The organism is Candidatus Flexicrinis affinis, from assembly GCA_016716525.1.
Lineage (GTDB): Bacteria > Chloroflexota > Anaerolineae > Aggregatilineales > Phototrophicaceae > Flexicrinis > Flexicrinis affinis.
This window is the reverse complement of the sequence record JADJWE010000004.1, coordinates 262,533-278,724: the sequence shown is the minus strand read 5'-3', so window position 1 is coordinate 278,724 and position 16,192 is coordinate 262,533. Positions and strand designations below refer to the sequence as shown.

Here is a 16,192-nt window from a genome sequence, read left to right as displayed (position 1 = left end):
GCCGCCGTGGCCGCCTGAAAGATTGAACCACAAAGGTCGCAGAGGACACAGAGAAAGAGGAGCACGCAGAAGGCTCCATTTTTCTCTGTGTGCTCTGTGTCTGCTTTCGGCCGTGCACTTCCAAACTATCTGGCGCGTCTACGCGTCGGCCGGCTCGGGCGTCGCGGTCGCGTTCGGATCGGGGGTGGGCGTCGCGCCGAACGACCCGCCGACACACGGGGCCATCGCCGTTTCGTAGTCCGACACCAAGACTTCGAGATTCTCGATCGAGTTGTAGGTGGTCGATCCAGCGGCCAACTCGGCTTGCAGGATCTGATAACCGGGCTGGAAGTAGCGCAGCGCCGAGCCGCAGTTGCCCAAGCCGGAAAGCTGGGTCGTGCCGGCCCACCAGTAGTGATACGGGTTCGTGCTGCCAGCCTCGATGGCGCGCTCGAACGCCTGCCGCGCCTCGTCGGTTTTGCCGAGGTTGTTGAGCGCGCGCCCAAGCTCGTAGTTGCAGAAGATGTCCTCCGGCACAGCCGACACGCACCGCCGCAGATACGCTTCGCCGGCATCGCTGTCGCCGAGGGTACGCCACGAATACGTCCCCATCTGGTAGAGGATCGGCGCGCTGTCCGGGTTGCGGTCGAGGATGTCTTGCAGCAGGGCCAGCGCGGCCTGAGTCTCGGAGTCGCTTTGGCCGGGCGTGAATAGGATCAGACGAGCAAGGTTGAGGCCGACATGGGCCGCGCCATTGGAGAGGTCGTAGGCGTCCTGCAGCTCGTTGCGCGCCGTGATGAAGTCGAAGTTGACCTCCCACTGGTACAGGCCGGAGACGTAATGCGCCTCGTAGCTTTCCGGGTTGGCCTCCAGCGCACGCTCGATCTCCTGCTGGGCGCGGGTGAACTGGCCGAGGTCGGCGTACGATTCTGCCAAGTAGGCACGGGCACGGGCGCTGTCCGGCTTGAGTTCGATCGCGCGCAGGGCGCTGACGATCGACGCGCGCAGGTCGCCAGAGCGGTTGAGCGCCAGCGCGCGTATCGCCCATGCGTCCGAGCTGAACGGGTTGGCCGTGACGGTGTTCTCGGCGGCCTCGACGGCATCGTCGATCTGCCCCTGCATGATGAGTCCGAGCGTGTAGTAGTAATGCGCGGTCACGTCGTTGGGCAGGGCGGGCAGGATCGACGCGTAAAGCCGCACCGCCTCCTGAAACTGGCCGTTCGACCACGCCGCTTCGGCGAGACGTCGGTTGTCGGTTGGGTCGGGCGTTGGCGTCGGGGTCGGCGCACCAATCGTCGCGACGGTATCGGCGGCTTGCTGCGCGACATCGTTGAATACGCGCGCGACGATCGGCCGGATGGCGTCGCGGTTCTCATATACGGCGATTAGCCCGACGATGAGCAGCGGCACCACGATCAGCACGAACACGCGGCGGATCGAGAAGCCACGACGGCGGGCGGTGCGACGGCGGGGCTTCAGATACATGCTCACGCTCCCGGCTCAGGCGTCGCGGCCAGCAGCGGGTCGACCGTCGGGGTCACCAGCAGCACCGGCGTGAGGTTGAGCGGCATCTGCGCGGCGAGGTTGCCGGGGCAGTCGCGCGCGACGTGCTCCATGCCAAGCTGAATGTCGGTGATCGTCTGCTCCAAGTTGGGCCGCCCGTCCGCCATTTGCAGCGACTGATTGAGCTTGTCCCATGCCGAGCCGCACAGCGCGGTGTCGTTGGTGGCGAGGTAGCGGTAGTAATCGGTCAGGCCCCAGCGGAACAGGCACTCGACGTTGGACGGGTCGAGCGACACACACGTCGAGAAGTTCTCGGCGGCGGTGGTGAATTCGCGGTACGGCTCGCTGTAGCGCAGCAGGCCGAGCTGAAACTGCGCCGCGACATAGGACGGGTCGGCGCGTACGGCGTTCTCGCATTGGGTGAGCGCCTCGTCGAACTGCCCGACCTTGCGATAGGCGCGACACAGGCGCAGCATGGCGCGGCTGTTGCGGGGCTGCAGCTTTAGCACGGTGTTGTACAGGTCGATGGCGTCCTCGTCACGGTTGAGGGCGAGATACTGGAATGCCAGCTCCATCGCGATGCTGACGTTGCCGGGTTCCAGCGAAAGCGCAGTTTCGAGCTCCTCGGTCGCGGCGTCGTATGCAGCGGCGTAATTGAGCGCGAAGGCCAGCGCGCGGCGGGCTTCGGCGTCGCCGGGGTCGATGGCGACACCTTCTTCGGCGCTGTCGATGCCGGCGCGCAGGTTGCCGCTCAGCGTGTAGGCGCGCCCGAGCATGGCATGCAGCGGCGCGAAACGTCCGTCGACGTTGAGGCCGCTGAGCGCGATCGGGATGGCCGCCGAGCCGTCACCTTGCCAGACGTACCCGCGCGCCTTGAGCGCATAACCACGGGGATCGAACGAGTCGATGTCGATGGCTTGTTGGCCGAGGTCGACAGCCGCCGTGTAGTTTTCGAGGTCCATCAGAAGCAGGCCGTATTCATACAGCCAGTCGATGTCGTCGGGGCGGGCCGCCAGCGCCTGCTCGTACAAAGCCGCCGCACGCGTGAGGTCGCCCTGCCCGCGCATGGCCCGCGCCTGCGCCACAATCTCGGCAGGGCCGGGGGTCGGCGTCGGGGCCATGTTCATTGCCGATAGCACGGCCATCTGCAGCGCGTCACGCTGGCTGTACGCGGCGAATCCAAGCACGACAATGAGCGCCAGCAACACGATAAACCAGCGCCGTCCAGCACCCCGGCGGCGCCGGCGTGTGCCGAAGAACGGCTGGGAGTAGTCACGGTGAATTTGCATCAGCGGTTATGCGGTATCCACACCCGGGCAGGCTACAGGCCGCCGATCGGCGTCGGCGGAATGGCAGTGGGCGGAACGGCGGTCGGCACGGCCTGCCCGCGGTAGTCCGGGCAGTTGTCAATGACGTTGTCGAGGCCGACACGCACCTGCACGATCAGGCCGTCCTCGCGGCCTCCGGCGAGCTGCTGCGCTTCGTTGAGGACGCGCCATGCGTCGTCGCATTGGCCCATCCAGTAATGCGCCAGACCACGCAGCGCCCAGCATTCGATGTCCGTGGCACCCAGCGCAACGCACGTCTCGAACGTCTCGATGGCGCCTTCGTAGTTGCGGCGGTTGTACTGCATGCGCCCCAGCTCGCGATAGGCCGAGCCGTAGTTCGGGTCGATTGACAGCGCACGGTCGCAGTTCTGCTGCGCGGCGACGAAGTCGGCCGGGTCGGCGCCGGCGTACGCCTCGCAAATGCGCAGGTACGCCTTGGCCGTGTCGGCCGCCGACATCTCTAGGTTTTCGACCATGAATTGATAGATGGCGATGGCGCGGCGCGGGTTGTTGGCACGGTTCTTGTACTCGAATGCGAGTTCGAACCACGCGCCCGGCAGGTTCGGGTTGATCTGCGTGGCGGTCTCCAGCGCCTCGATCGCTTCCTCCGAACGGCCGACGAAGATCAGCGGCGTGGAGTAGGCGCGGTAGCTGTTGGCGTCGCTCGGGTCGAGTTCAATGGCACGTTCGCCGGCGGCCAACGCCTGCGAGAAGCGGAAGATATATGTATTGGCGACAGACAGCGCGGCGTACAACGGCGCGAAGTTCGGGTCGAGCTCCTGCCCTTGCAGCGCGAAGATGATGGCGTTGGTCGGATCGCTGTAGGCAAGCGCATTGGCCTTGAGCGCGTAGCCGCGTACGTCGTTCGGGTCGGCGGCGATGGCCCGGTCGGCGATGGTGGATGCCTCGGTCGTTTGGTTCATCTCGATCAACGTCTTGCCATACTCGTAGAGATAGGCGACGTTGTTGGGCTGCATCTGCACCGCGCGGACGAACTGTGCTGCGGCGTCCTCCATGTTCCCGCGCTGATACGCCTCCGATCCGAGCACGGCATATTCGGCGGGGTACAGCGTAGGCGATGCTTTGATGCCCAGCGCGCCGGCCGCCATCGTACGCACCGTGTCGAGGTTGACCGTGACGGCCACCATGCCCAAGACGACCACTGTCGTAAACAGCAGAAGCCAGCGGACACGCTGCGCGCGCCGACGCTGACGAAAAGCGTAACGGTAATCCCTGCGGACGATCATCCGGCTAACACACCTCGATCAGGATGTCGTGTGAGATGTCAGTATACGGCGTCCAGATGTGAATCTCTATAGACGCCTGCCCGACGCGGCTCCGCCGCCACGCCCCCCAATATCTGCGGGTCTACGGGAAAGCGACGGGGCGGTATACTGGGAGACTTCAACGAATGAGGCAGTTATGACGTTATCCCCCGGCCCCAACCCGCCAGACGACCGTCCGGTACATCCGCTGGAACGCAAGCCCGTCCATCCGCTTAACCGTCCGCCTACGCCCGAACCCGGCGAGGACGGCACGCCCGGCCCGCAAATCGCCAAAGTGGAATTCGCGTACAACCGGCCCAAGCGCGCGCTCGTGACTCTGACGCTGGTCGGTCTCAACATTGCCATCTTCACGCTGGCGTTCATCGCGCCGGCGCTTAACCAAGACCTGCTGCTCAACGCCGCCAATCAACCGACGGCCGTGCTGGACGGCGGCCAGTACTGGCGCCTGTTCACATCGATGTTCCTGCACGCCGGACTCGCCCATGTGCTGCTCAACATGCTGGCGCTGTACAGCCTCGGCTCGGTGCTGGAGATCACGTTCGGTCACGCTCGCTTCGCTCTGATCTACCTGCTGGGCGGACTGGTCGGCTCGGTCCTGAGCGCCGCGCTCAACGCGCCGATAACCTTCTCGGTCGGCGCATCGGGCGCGGTGTTCGCCGTCTTTGGCGCGGAAGCCGCTCACTTGTACTCCAACTGGCGCGTGATGGGCCCGGCGGCGCGGCTTCGTCTGCGGCAGGTAATCATGTTCGCCGTGCTTAACTTCTCGATCGGCTTCTTCGGTAACCTGACCGGTGGCGGCGTCTTTCTGATCGACAACTGGGCGCACGTCGGCGGGTTCGTCGGCGGGGCGCTGCTGGCGACGCTCATCGGACCGCTGTACCGAATCGAGGTCGATCAGGTCAACACGCGGGTGATTGTGCACGACCAGCGCCCCCTGACCCGCAGTGTCCCGGTCGTGATCTACTTTGCCGCCGGCCTGCTGGCGCTGCTGGTCGGGGCGGTTGTCGTCCGTTAGCACGACTCTCCCTGCTGCATGGCACTGCCGTGTCCGGGCGAAAAGAGATTGAACCACAAAGGTCACAAAGGACACAGAGGCAGAAGAGCACACAGAGACGGGTCGTAGGGGCGACCTGGCGGGTCACCCGCCGCTTGAACCCTCACCCCTCAATCCGCGCCTTCGTGAGAGACGGGCTAGGGGTGAGGGTCGCTTGTGCGCTGTGCCTGCTTTTCCTCAGCACTCAATACTCGACACGCCGCACTACCCTACAGCACCCGCGTAACGCGGTGGATGCCGGTCGCGCCGTCGGGGCGCTGCGGAGTGACCTCGGAGCGCTGGATACCGCCGTTGCCGTCGAACGTCCGCACGCGGAAGCTGTGCGCGCCTTCAGCGAACGGCCAATCGTAACGCCACAGCACCCACGTCAGCTCGCTCAGCGGCGTTTTGAGCGTGGCCGGCACCCACTCGCCTTCGTCAATGCTGACCTCGACGCGGCTGATGCCCTTCGAGCCTGAGTAGGCGATGCCGCCAATCGGCACATAGGTCACGCCGTCCTGCTCGAACGTGTCGTCAGAGGCGACCGTGTCGACCACCGAGGTCGTCTGGACGAGGGCCGACGCCGACCATCCACGGCGCACCCAGTAGCCTTCTTCCCACTCCGGCACGAATTCCATGTTGGTGATCCACTTAGGCTGCTTCATGCCGTAGTGGTTCGGAATGTAAATGCGCACCGGGAAGCCGTGCTTTTGCAGCAGCGGGCGGTCGTCCCAGGCATAGGCGAGGATGATGCGCTCGTCCTCGCGGATCAGATCGAGGTTGACGTATTCGTCGAAGCCGTCAGCGCAGGTGATCTTGAGGTAGGTCGCTTCGGGCTGCGGGTCGGCCATGACGATCAGGTCCTGCATCTTCACGCCGGTCCATTTGGTCGTGCTGATGAGGTCGCCGCCGATGCTGTTGCTGATGCACGAGATCGTGACGATCTGGCTGACGGCGTCCATCTCGCGCAGTTGATCGAGCGTGAAGTTCTGTGGGTTGTTGACGAGGCCGACCATCGGCAGCGTCCACGTGGCCGCGTCGATCTCCGGCGGGCGGCTGACGATGTCGATGCGGTAGTGATTCTCCAGCGGCGTATATTCAGGGCGGGTGCCCGGCGCAGCGGTGAAGTCATCGCTCATGCCGACGACCTCGACCGGCCCGGTTGGCGTCGGCGTGTCGATCGTGGCGACTTCTTCGATCGGTTCGGCAGATCCTGCACTGCGCAGCAGGCTGACGACCGCGCCGGCGACTGTCAACGTCGCCGTGCTGCCACCGACTCGCACGAGGAATTGGCGTCGATTGAGCTGCTCCGCGCTGGCAGCGGCATCGCCGCTTGACTCAGGCAGGCGCGAAAGCCGGTCGTAGATCACGCCGGCGACCAAGCCCGACCCGATCAGCATGAGCATGATGTACGCGCTGTCGATCAGCAGATAGTTGGCGCGCTCGAACTGCACGAGCGGCAGGCTGGTGTACATCAGCACAAGCAGCACACCCAACACCAGTCCGACGATCAGGCCGGTGAGCGTCCCCGCGCGGGGACCCTTCTGCGAGCGGGCGATCACGAATATCGCTGCGACCGCGACGACGATCATGCCAAACAGTGTCGCCGTGCCGATGATGCCCTCGGCGATCTTCGCGACCTGATCCAATCGTCCGATGTTGAGCGCGACAAGCACGTCAGCCATGGTTTGCTTGCCGAAATTGAGCAGATCGTTGGGCAGGTTGTTGGGCAGCCAATCCATGACGTTGATCGGCAGCACGGGCAGCGCCAACAGCGCGTTGAGCGCGAAGAAGATCGCGATGACCGGCAGCGCGATCAGGATGCCGACGAGAATGCCGGTCAGAATGCCGGGTGGACGAATCTGTGCGGGTGCGGACATCATGTTTTGCTCCATCGTTGCGCGGCAGGTCGAGCGTGATTGATCCGGTCAGTCGTGATGAGTTGGCACACTCCGGATGATCCGGACTGGTGTGGTCTTTCATGAGATGGTGCAGCGTCGGTCTATAATAACGGCGCACACTTCTCAACGGGCAAACATCTCATGAGTATTGTCGTAGACGCGCACCAGGACATCGCCTACAACACCTTGAAATACGGCCGCGATTACCGGCGCAGCGCGCTGGTCGCGCGGACTCACGAACCTAAGAGTACACCCTCGGCGACGATCGGCTTGCCAGAGGCCATCGCCGGGCGAGTCGCCGTCGTGTGCGCCACGCTTTTCGTGGCCCCGGCCGAAAGCGACTGGACGCCGACCGGCAACGAGAAGACGTACTCCGACCCTCAAGAAGCATATACGTATGCGTCCGAGCAGTTGGATTATTACGAACGACTGGCTGACGAATCTGACCGCATCATCGTGGTCAAGACCGCGGCCAATCTCGATTCCGTGCTGGCAACATGGAAATCCGACACGCCGGTGCACCTCCGCAAGCAGGGCTTGGTCGTGCTGATGGAAGGGGCCGATCCGATCGTCGAGCCGCGCCAGTTCGAAGAATGGTACGCGCGCGGGGTGCGAATCGTCGGCACGGCGTGGCAGCGCACGCGCTATAGCGGCGGAACGGGCGCGCCGGGCGGATTAACGACACTGGGACGTGAACTGCTCGACGTCATGGCGTCGTTCGGGGCGCTGCTCGACCTGTCGCACATGGCGGAGAAGTCCTTCTACGAGGCATGCGACAGCTACGAGGGGCCGATCTTCGCCAGCCACAGCAACCCGCGCAAGTTCTGCGAGACCGACCGCCATCTGTCCGACGACATGATCCGCACGCTGGCCGAGCGCGGCGGTGTGATGGGCACGGTGCTGTACAACCGCTTTCTGTCGAACACGTGGAAGCGCGGCGACCCCAAAGGCGACATCACGCTTAAGGTGGTGGCCGATGTGATCGACCACGTGTGTCAGGTGACCGGGTCGGCGGCGCATGTCGGGATCGGCAGCGACTTCGACGGCGGATTCGGCAGCGAGATGATCCCGCTGGAGATGGATACCGTGGGTGATCTGCTCCTCGTCGGCAAGGTGCTGCGCGAGCGCGGCTTCAGCGACGCGGATGTGGAAGCCGTCCTCAGCGGCAACATGCTGCGCAAGATCCGCGAGGCGCTGCCCAAGTAGCAGAACGATAGGGTTCAGATGTCAGTATTCAGGAGTCCACGTGAGGGCCTTGTAACGCAGCGCGAGGGGGCGAGCCGGCGGCTCGCCCCTACACCCCGCACGGCAGTTGCAGATTCGCGCCACCGCACACCCACTGACTCCTGACAACTGACTCTTATCCCTTAGCCCTTTCCCCTTTCCCCTTTTCTCTTCCCCCGGTACACTCCCCGCCATGGACATCATCACCAGCCTACAGAACGAGCGCGTCAAGCTCACGCGCGGATTGCAGGAGCGCCCACGCACCCGGCGCAAGCACATGCGAATCGCCGTCGAAGGCGCGCGCCTCGTGCGTGATGCATGGGAACGCGGAAGCCGCCCCGACTTTGTGCTGTACACCCCCGGCGACTCCGACGAGGCGCTGGTTGCCAAAATGACCAAAGCGCGCGTGACGACACTGGCCGTCAGCGCCGAGGTCATGCAGCACGTCAGCGATACCCAGTCGCCGCAGGGGATCATCGGGGTGTTCCCGCTGCCGATGCCGCCGCTGCCGAAGCACCCGCGCCACGTGCTGATCTGCGATGCGTTGGGCGATCCGGGCAATTTGGGCGGGCTGCTGCGCTCGGCCGCTGCCGCCGGCGCCGACTTGGCGATCCTCGCGCCAGGATGCGCCGATCCGTACAACCCGAAGGCGCTGCGGGCCGGAATGGGCGCGCACTTCCGCCTGCCGGTCGTCGAGGCGACGTGGGTCGAAATCGCCGGCTACTGCGAACCGCTTACCCTGTACGCCGCCGATGCCGAAGGCGAAGCCGCTTACGATGCCGTGGACTGGCTGAAGCCATGGGGGCTGATCGTCGGGAGCGAGGCGCACGGCCTGAGCGCCGATGCCGCCAACCTCGCGGCCAAGCAAATCGCGATTCCGATGTCTGCGGCAACCGAGTCGCTCAATGCAATGGTCGCCGCGTCGATCATCCTGTTCGAGGCGGCACGGCAAACTCGAGCGAACGACAGCGCCGGATAGACTACGCGGTCGTCTGCGAACCGGCGGCTTCTCAGCACTCGGCACTTTCTACTCCGTACTTAGTGCCCGTGCCGGTGATGCAAGTCCGGCAGGTGAGGATGCTCGTGTTCGAGCCGCTCATGGGTGTGGGCGTGCGAGTGCGTTAGGCCGCGATCGGTCATGCCCGGATGATCGTGGCTATGGTGCCCGTCGTCGTGGCGGTGGCGATGGTCATGCGTGACCGACTCGTGGATATGCGCGTGGCTGTGCTTTTCGGCGACCAGCAGTGCCGCCGCGATGACCGACAGGCCCAATGCGGCGAAGAACGGCAGCGCCAGGCTCTCGCTGAAGATCACGAATGACAGGACGACACCAGCCAGCGGCGCCGTGCCGAACAGGGCGCTCGTACGTGCCGCGCCCAGCCCGCGCAGCGCCCGGATAAACAGCACGATGCTCATGCCGTAGCTCACACTGCCAAGCAGCATCGCGGACAGCACGGTCGACAGCGCCGGCAGTGAGCGTCCCAGCGCAAGCGCCAGCACCAGCGAGAATGTCCCCGCGCCCAGCCCCTTTACCATCACGATCGACAGCGGGTCCTTGCCCGACAGGCTGCGAGTCAGGTTGTTGTCGATGCCCCACAGCGCGCACGCGGCCAATACGCCCAGCGCCCCCAGCGAGATGCCCCACTCTCCGCTGCCGTCCCGTGTCAGCAGGATTGTAGCGAGCGTGACGAGGACAATCGCAACCGTCGCGCGCCGGCTGACCGACTCGCGGAAGACCAGCACGGCGATCACGCTGGTGGCGACGCCCTCGAACGCGAGCAGCAGCGATGCCGTCGCGGCAGGAGTGTTCTGCAGGCTGACGAGCAGGACGATCGGCGCGGCGACGCCGCCAGCGACCACCGAGCCGAGCAGCCACTTCCAGTCCGCGCGCTCAATTGGCGCTTCGCTGCCTGACGACCGGCGAACGAGCTTGACCGTCACCATGGCGATGCCGCTGCCGAGGTACAGAAACGCTGCCAGCGCGATCGGGTCGACCTCGCCGACGAGCAGCTTTGCCAGCGGCGTGCTGGCTCCGAACAGCGCGGCGGCCAACAGCGCCAGCGCCATTGGCACCCATTGCAGACGAATGAAGTCGGGGATCATCGCGCGCACCTTTCCATCACACGATGATAGCTTGCGCGCGTGTTCAAACCCACCACACTTCGCGTCGGCCGTGCGCCCCACCACCCCCGCGTCGCTTCGCCGCCGCTCTCCAAGAGGCGATAGGCAGAAACACGTGTGATCCGGCGGGTTGCCTCTACGCTCAAATGTGGTGAAAACAGCGGCTAGGGCAACGCGGCAGCCATCGCGCACGATAGCCAGATACCGGGCATTGCGCGTGTTGTTATCTCCCCTTCTCCCCTTGAGGGAGAAGGGGTCAGGGGATGAGGGGGTACTAATCCGCTGTCTCACACCAATCCGCGAAGCATACCGGCGCGACGTTCAGTGTCGTCACGTTCGGCAGCGCGCGGAACTGGTCGGCGGTGATGGTCGTGTTGGTATATTCGACGTAGACTTGGAAGTCCTGCCCTTCGACCAGCATCATGTTCGAGAATGCCGCGTAGCTGCGCCCGATCACGCGCACGGGCGTGTCCTTCGGCACCACGCCGACACGGATTCGCGCTGCCGAGTCCAGCCATGCTACGGCGAAGTCGGTGGTGATCCGATTCTCGCTCACCAGCGCCAGCTCCGGCGAGAAGATGCCGTCGCGTTCGTTGGCGAGCACTTCGGTCTCGACGAATCTGGTCGCGGCGATCTCGACGTTGTAGCAGAAGTTCGGGTCGTTGGGGTTGGCGTCGACGGTGAACAGCCCACCGCGCTGAAGGAGCTGCACCAGCACCTGCGTGGCGCGGTTGCACTTGAACAGCGGATCGCCGCCGTACCATCCGGCGGGGCGGGTCGTCGGGCCGTAGAACAGGTCCGCCATCAGCTCGAGGTCGTGTCGGATGTCGCGGGCGATGGCGAACGGAGTCGATCCGACCGCGCCAATCCAGTTGACGGGACGCAGTTCGGCGTCAACCAGCGCGGCGTACAGCGTCTCGAGGTCGAGCCGGGTCAGCAGCGCGAGCTGCGGGTCAAACTGGTCGTTCGCGCCGGTCCAGCCCTCGGGCCGCGCGCCACCAAGCTGTGCATCGGCCAGCAGTTCAAGGTCGGCGCGGGCACGCAGCAGAAGCTGCACGTCGTCGGTCAACTGCGGCGTCGCGGTCGGGACCGGGGTCGGCTCCGGCGTGCGCTCGGGGTCGATGGGCTGCACGGCCCCCGGCGGCAGCGGGATCGGCGTGGCTTCCGGCGGGATGGGCGTGGCGAACGTGCCGCCGGCCTGCGCAGTGACCGTGGCGAAGACGGCTGTCAATGTTCCGGGCTCGATCGTGTTCTCCTGTGCCAGCGCCGGCGCGCCGGTATCTCGGCTGAGCGCGGCGGTCACCGGCAGCGCGACGAGGACCAGCATGGTCAGGGCGCGGAGCGTAACGCGGGCGCGCAGGGTTTGCCCGCGCGTTGGAAGGTCGTTGATGGGCATAGGATCTCTTTCTAGTTCGGGTCGTCAGTCAGCGGCGAGGCTTTCGTCCGGCGTGGCGGCCAGGCCGAACCGTTCGAGCCGCCGGCGGTACTGCATCAGCACGCGGCTTCCGTGATCGTTGAAGTGGCCTTTCACCTGCGAGTCGTCGATGACAGCGGCGCTCTCGGCGGACTTGGCGGCGGCGGCAAAGCGGGCCATCTTGCGGCGGCGCTCCCACCCTTCCAGCCAGTCGCCGAGCCGTCCGCTCAACACACGCTCGACCACGGATTTCACCGCGCGCTCGGCGCGACCAAGCCGCGCCGTATCGCCAGGGTGCAGCGGGTGAAGTGCGTTCGGCAAGTGATCGAGCGTCCAGCAGTTGGCGTCGCGCAGGCGGTCGTACAGCTCGCGCCCGAACAGCGGCACGACCTGCGACACCTCATGCGCGATGTACAGGTCGCGGCGGGTTTGCGCGAGACGATCCTCCGCCAGCACGAAGTTCGGGCAAATCTCGCGCCCGCGCAGGCGCACCCAGCGCACTACGGCGACGCTCAGCAGGCGTGCAAGCCACACGCGCCCGGGCCGTGTGACGATCAAGTAGTCCAAGTCGTCATGCGGGCCGGACGGATTACGCATCGCCAGCGCGCCGGTCAGGCCGACCATGCGCACGAACGGCAAGCGGGCCAACGCCTTGCCAAACCGTTCGGCCTGCGGCCACAAGTCTCGCGCGGTGTGCTCGCGCTCGATGCGCAGGCGCGCGATGGCGGTCCGGTCAGCCAGCGTGATCCACCCGTCGCAGTGCGCCAGCGCCTCGGCCAGCACCGGCGACGTCACCAACGCGTGTTCAACCGCTGCCAATTCGACTGCGGTTGGGTGAATCAAGAAGTGATGGAGTTCACGCACCGACAGCGCGTAGTCGAAGATGTCGGCGTACAGCACGGTCCGCAGTATCGCCGCTTCGAGTGGTTGGTTCTCGCGCACAGCGTCATCCTGTCCTCGCTCTCGCGGTATTATAAACGCATTCTCGAAATCGGAGCGCACGTCGCAAGGAGGCAGTGATGGGCCGTTGGGTCATCATCGGGTTTGTGGCACTCGTCTTCGCGTGGATCACAGCGGCTCAAGCGCCGGACGAGGTGCGGGTCGAACGCGAGAGCGCCGACGGCGTGACGCTGGTGGGCGACCTGTATCTGCCGGATGCGATCGAGGAACCGGGCGCGCCGGCCGTGCTGCTGATGCACATGTTCGGGGCGCGGCGCGGCGATTGGGAGCCGCTGATTGAGCCACTGGTTGACGCCGGATATGCGGTGCTGAACGTCGATCTGCGCGGCCATGGCGACTCCGGCGGCCAGCGCGACTGGACAATGGCGACTCAAGATGTCGCGGACTGGTTTGCGTACCTCAAAGAACAGACGTCGATCGACCCGGCACGGCTGGGCGTGATCGGGGCCAGCATTGGCTCGAACCTCGCGCTGATCGGATGCGCGGCGGAGCCTGCCTGCTTGACCGCCGTCGCGCTGTCGCCGGGGCTGGATTACGCCGGCCTGATGCCGGAGGACGCGCTAGCCGAGGACATGGTCGAACGGTCCGCCCTGCTCGTCACCAGCCGCGGCGATATGGAAAGCACGGCGGCTGTCCGCCAGATGGTCACGACCGCCAACACTGAACTGGGCGTACGCATCCTGCACGGGACGGCCCACGGAACGCGCATGTTCGACCAGCGCGACTTCACCGTCGTGCCGCTGATTCTGTACTGGCTCGATGTGGAGATGGCGGCGGGGTGAGGGCTGCTATCCCTTAATCGCCCGCCTGCTGCTTGCGCGCTTCAGCCAAATCGTCGCGTTTTCCGGCCGGCAGATGCTGGTTGTGAGCGGCTTTTGCGATCGCATGGCTGACAACCGGAGATGTCAGCACCATGAAGCCGATCAGGACGGCGGCCTTGGTCCACACCGCAGGTTGCAAGACAGCCACCCCGACGAGGATCAGCACAAGGCCGAGCGTCGCAACCTTGCCCGACGCGTGGAGGCGCTCGTAGACGTTCTTGAACGTGACCATGAACCCGTATACGCCGATTACCGCGAAAACGGTCCCGGCAATGAGCAGGGCGGCGCCGACAAATTGCATCAGAACACCTTCCCTTCGCCCATGAAACGCGCGACGGCCAGCGTACCGATGAAGCTGAACGCGGCGAGCGCGATACCGAGGTCGATCAGCACGGTCGACTGCTGCGCCAGCCCGACCACGCCAATGATGGCAGTCACCAGCGTCGTGATCAGATCGGAGGCTTGCAGCCGGTCGACCGGCGTGTTCCCCCGGAATACGCGCGTGGCGACCCAAATCAGCATCGCCACCATCACGATCAGGATGATGTCGAAGAGTCCGCGCATCTCAACCATTGCCCAAAATCCTCTTGAAGAAGCGCATCCGGCGCACCTGATCCTGTTCGACCGTCCCTTCCGAGTCGGTCACGCTCAGGCAGTGGACGTAGACGTAACGTTCATCCTCGATGTGGTCGAAATCGACGACCAACTGCCCCGGCGTGATCGTGATGCCATGCGCGGTCAGCGCGGCGACTTCCTGTCGTTCGTCGCCGACCGCCACGCGGATGATACCGGAGTCCACCTTGCGGACGCCGAGGATGCGCAGCGCCACGTCGATCGACGCCACGATCACATCACGCTCGAGCACGATCAGGTAGACGATCAGCCAAGCGACGCGCTGCGGCAGGTCGAGCGGACGCACGTCGATCCCCTGCCTACCGCGCACGGCGACCAACATCGCGAAACCCAGCCCCGCGCCGATCGCCCAACCTTCCACCGAGAGCTGCGCGGTCAGGATCGCCCACAGCACGCCGATAATGGCCGCGATGAAGACGTATTGGAGGATCGTCCGGATCAGATACATGGTCGCATTCTCCTTGCGTCACTAACCGCCCAACACGGCAGAGATATACAGCGCAGGCTGCGTGATCTGCATCGCGATCGACTGCGCGGCATCGACCAGCGGGGCGGCGAACAGCCCGAGCGCCACGCACGCGCCGATCAGCAGCGCCGGCGCCAACCACGAGTCGCCCTCGCCTTCCGGTTTGAGCTTGGCCGTACGATCGTCTGGTGCCTTCTGGAATACGTTCTGCCACGTGTTGGTGACGTACAGCAGGGTCAAAACGCCGCCGGCAACAGCCAGCCCCAGCCACACCCAACTGTTCAGGTCGCCGGACTGGGCAACGTCCACACCGCTTTGCACAATCGCCAACTTACTGACGAACCCGTTCAGCGGCGGGATGCCGGCCAGCGCCAGCCCGCCGACGAAGAACAGCACGCTCACCCACGGCATGCCGTGCCCGACCCCGTGGCTCTCGGCCAGCGACGAGGTCTTGGTCGTCGTGCGGCTCGCCACAAGGCCGGCCAGCATCAGCAACGAGGACTTGATCAGCGCGTGGTTGAAGGCGTAGATCAACGCCGCCGCAAGCGCCAGCGGCGTGCCCCATCCAATCGCCAGCAGCATGAATCCAATCTGTGCCAGTGTCGAATAGGCCAGCACGCGCTTGACGTTGTGCGTCCGGAGGGCCGTCACGCCGCCGAACCCGATGCCGATCAAGCCGAGCACGATCAGCACGAGGCGCAACGTCTCGGCAGAACCGGGGAACAGCAGCGTGATCAGGCGCAGCAGGCCGTACACGCCGACCTTGACCACCACCGACGACAGCAGCGCGGACTGCGGCGCGGGCGCGGTCGTGTGAAAGTCGGGTTGCCAGAAGTGGAACGGGAACACCGCGCCTTTGAGCAAGAACGCGCACATCAGCACGACGGCCGAGGCGTTGGTCAAGTTGGTCCCGCCGGTCTCGGCCGAAAGGCGGGCGATGTCCGCCATGTTCAATGTGCCGAAGCTGCCGTAAATCATGGCGATGCCGACCAGCAGGAACAGCGTGCCGCACGCGCTGATGAGCAGGTATTTGGTCGCGGCCTCGATGCCGTCGGGGTTGTCGCTGCCGGCCACGAGGATGACCGAGGTGATCACCAGCAGTTCCATGAACACGAAGAACGTGAAGATGTCGCCGGTAAGAAACGCGCCGTTGAGGGCCGCCGCTTGCATCAACGCCAGCGGCATGTAGCTGTTGCGCTTCATGCCCTTGTCGGCGCACTGCCACGTGTAGATCATTGCGGCAAATACGACGATAGCGACCATCGTCAGGAAGAACACCGACAGCCCGTCGATTGCTAGCGCGATGCCGTATGGGGGCTGCCAGCCGCCCAAACGGTACACCTGCGGCCCGTCCTGTGCCACGGTGATCGCCAGCGCAATTGTGAACAGGACTGTCAGCGCGCCGCTGAACACGCCCAACAACCGCTGGGCGTGGTTGAACCGCCACAGAAACAGCGCGGCGAGGCCGGCCAGCATGTGCGTCAGCACCGGGGTGAGGACGAGCCAGTTGTTCTCCGCCATAC

Annotated in this window: 15 protein-coding genes; 4 read left to right on the top strand and 11 right to left on the bottom strand. The window is 65.0% G+C overall.

Annotated elements, in window-relative coordinates:
- Nucleotides 1-138 precede the first annotated feature (138 nt).
- Genes IPM16_13530 through IPM16_13520 form a run of 3 tightly spaced genes read right to left on the bottom strand, consistent with a single transcriptional unit; the run spans nt 139 to nt 4,057 of the window.
- Nucleotides 139-1,464 carry a tetratricopeptide repeat protein gene (locus IPM16_13530; protein ID MBK9124121.1) on the bottom strand — a complete coding sequence of 442 codons (1,326 nt, stop codon included), beginning with the start codon at nt 1,462-1,464 and terminating at the stop codon, nt 139-141.
- Nucleotides 1,465-1,466: 2 nt separating this feature from the next.
- Nucleotides 1,467-2,771, bottom strand: coding sequence for a tetratricopeptide repeat protein (locus tag IPM16_13525; GenBank protein ID MBK9124120.1), 1,305 nt, complete (start codon nt 2,769-2,771; stop codon nt 1,467-1,469).
- Between the two features lie 32 nt (nt 2,772-2,803).
- A complete protein-coding gene (locus tag IPM16_13520) occupies nt 2,804-4,057 on the bottom strand; it encodes a tetratricopeptide repeat protein (GenBank protein ID MBK9124119.1) in 1,254 nt (417 codons plus the stop codon).
- Between the two features lie 175 nt (nt 4,058-4,232).
- On the opposite strand from IPM16_13520, the gene IPM16_13515 reads away from it, so the two are divergent.
- The gene (locus IPM16_13515; protein ID MBK9124118.1) at nt 4,233-5,111 is read left to right on the top strand and encodes a rhomboid family intramembrane serine protease; all 879 of its coding nucleotides are present in this window, start codon (nt 4,233-4,235) and stop codon (nt 5,109-5,111) included.
- Nucleotides 5,112-5,359: 248 nt separating this feature from the next.
- Here IPM16_13515 and IPM16_13510 read toward each other — a convergent pair whose 3' ends face one another.
- Entirely contained in the window at nt 5,360-7,012 is a 1,653-nt protein-coding gene (locus tag IPM16_13510) for a molybdopterin-dependent oxidoreductase (protein MBK9124117.1), read from the bottom strand.
- Between the two features lie 159 nt (nt 7,013-7,171).
- Here IPM16_13510 and IPM16_13505 point away from each other — a divergent pair, with 159 nt between their 5' ends.
- Complete coding sequence (locus tag IPM16_13505; GenBank protein MBK9124116.1) at nt 7,172-8,236, top strand: membrane dipeptidase; 1,065 nt, start codon at nt 7,172-7,174, stop codon at nt 8,234-8,236.
- Nucleotides 8,237-8,447: 211 nt separating this feature from the next.
- Nucleotides 8,448-9,233: an RNA methyltransferase gene (locus IPM16_13500; GenBank protein MBK9124115.1), complete on the top strand. Its 786-nt coding sequence runs from the start codon at nt 8,448-8,450 to the stop codon at nt 9,231-9,233.
- 59 nt (nt 9,234-9,292) lie between these two features.
- Here IPM16_13500 and IPM16_13495 read toward each other — a convergent pair whose 3' ends face one another.
- The 3 genes from IPM16_13495 to IPM16_13485 all read right to left on the bottom strand — a co-directional run bounded on the left by IPM16_13495 (nt 9,293) and on the right by IPM16_13485 (nt 12,731).
- Entirely contained in the window at nt 9,293-10,357 is a 1,065-nt protein-coding gene (locus IPM16_13495) for a DMT family transporter (protein ID MBK9124114.1), read from the bottom strand.
- Nucleotides 10,358-10,649: 292 nt separating this feature from the next.
- Nucleotides 10,650-11,771, bottom strand: a complete 1,122-nt coding sequence (locus IPM16_13490; protein MBK9124113.1) for a hypothetical protein — start codon at nt 11,769-11,771, stop codon at nt 10,650-10,652.
- Nucleotides 11,772-11,795: 24 nt separating this feature from the next.
- Nucleotides 11,796-12,731, bottom strand: coding sequence for a hypothetical protein (locus IPM16_13485; GenBank protein MBK9124112.1), 936 nt, complete (start codon nt 12,729-12,731; stop codon nt 11,796-11,798).
- Between the two features lie 77 nt (nt 12,732-12,808).
- Here IPM16_13485 and IPM16_13480 point away from each other — a divergent pair, with 77 nt between their 5' ends.
- Nucleotides 12,809-13,531, top strand: a complete 723-nt coding sequence (locus tag IPM16_13480) for an alpha/beta fold hydrolase (protein MBK9124111.1) — start codon at nt 12,809-12,811, stop codon at nt 13,529-13,531.
- 13 nt (nt 13,532-13,544) lie between these two features.
- On the opposite strand, the gene IPM16_13475 is transcribed toward IPM16_13480, so the two are convergent.
- Genes IPM16_13475 through IPM16_13460 form a run of 4 tightly spaced genes read right to left on the bottom strand, consistent with a single transcriptional unit; the run spans nt 13,545 to nt 16,190 of the window.
- A complete protein-coding gene (locus IPM16_13475) occupies nt 13,545-13,871 on the bottom strand; it encodes a monovalent cation/H(+) antiporter subunit G (protein ID MBK9124110.1) in 327 nt (108 codons plus the stop codon).
- Nucleotides 13,871-14,143 carry a hypothetical protein gene (locus IPM16_13470; GenBank protein ID MBK9124109.1) on the bottom strand — a complete coding sequence of 91 codons (273 nt, stop codon included), beginning with the start codon at nt 14,141-14,143 and terminating at the stop codon, nt 13,871-13,873. Before IPM16_13470 ends, IPM16_13475 begins: the two co-directional genes overlap by 1 nt.
- Complete coding sequence (locus tag IPM16_13465; protein ID MBK9124108.1) at nt 14,136-14,651, bottom strand: Na+/H+ antiporter subunit E; 516 nt, start codon at nt 14,649-14,651, stop codon at nt 14,136-14,138. The genes IPM16_13470 and IPM16_13465 overlap by 8 nt, the downstream gene beginning before the upstream one ends.
- A 21-nt stretch (nt 14,652-14,672) precedes the next feature.
- Nucleotides 14,673-16,190, bottom strand: a complete 1,518-nt coding sequence (locus tag IPM16_13460) for a hypothetical protein (protein MBK9124107.1) — start codon at nt 16,188-16,190, stop codon at nt 14,673-14,675.
- Nucleotides 16,191-16,192: the final 2 nt, after the last annotated feature.

Excerpts from the sequence above, each read along its gene's own strand:
- IPM16_13525 (MBK9124120.1), bottom strand. The coding sequence starts at position 2,771 with ATGCAAATTCACCGTGACTACTCCCAGCCGTTCTTCGGCACACGCCGG.
- IPM16_13475 (MBK9124110.1), bottom strand. The coding sequence starts at position 13,871 with ATGCAATTTGTCGGCGCCGCCCTGCTCATTGCCGGGACCGTTTTCGCG.
- IPM16_13480 (MBK9124111.1), top strand. The coding sequence starts at position 12,809 with ATGGGCCGTTGGGTCATCATCGGGTTTGTGGCACTCGTCTTCGCGTGG.
- IPM16_13505 (MBK9124116.1), top strand. The coding sequence starts at position 7,172 with ATGAGTATTGTCGTAGACGCGCACCAGGACATCGCCTACAACACCTTG.
- IPM16_13470 (MBK9124109.1), bottom strand. The coding sequence starts at position 14,143 with ATGGTTGAGATGCGCGGACTCTTCGACATCATCCTGATCGTGATGGTG.
- IPM16_13495 (MBK9124114.1), bottom strand. The coding sequence starts at position 10,357 with ATGATCCCCGACTTCATTCGTCTGCAATGGGTGCCAATGGCGCTGGCG.
- IPM16_13490 (MBK9124113.1), bottom strand. The coding sequence starts at position 11,771 with ATGCCCATCAACGACCTTCCAACGCGCGGGCAAACCCTGCGCGCCCGC.
- IPM16_13510 (MBK9124117.1), bottom strand. The coding sequence starts at position 7,012 with ATGATGTCCGCACCCGCACAGATTCGTCCACCCGGCATTCTGACCGGC.
- IPM16_13520 (MBK9124119.1), bottom strand. The coding sequence starts at position 4,057 with ATGATCGTCCGCAGGGATTACCGTTACGCTTTTCGTCAGCGTCGGCGC.
- IPM16_13515 (MBK9124118.1), top strand. The coding sequence starts at position 4,233 with ATGACGTTATCCCCCGGCCCCAACCCGCCAGACGACCGTCCGGTACAT.
- IPM16_13500 (MBK9124115.1), top strand. The coding sequence starts at position 8,448 with ATGGACATCATCACCAGCCTACAGAACGAGCGCGTCAAGCTCACGCGC.
- IPM16_13460 (MBK9124107.1), bottom strand. The coding sequence starts at position 16,190 with ATGGCGGAGAACAACTGGCTCGTCCTCACCCCGGTGCTGACGCACATG.
- IPM16_13530 (MBK9124121.1), bottom strand. The coding sequence starts at position 1,464 with ATGTATCTGAAGCCCCGCCGTCGCACCGCCCGCCGTCGTGGCTTCTCG.
- IPM16_13465 (MBK9124108.1), bottom strand. The coding sequence starts at position 14,651 with ATGTATCTGATCCGGACGATCCTCCAATACGTCTTCATCGCGGCCATT.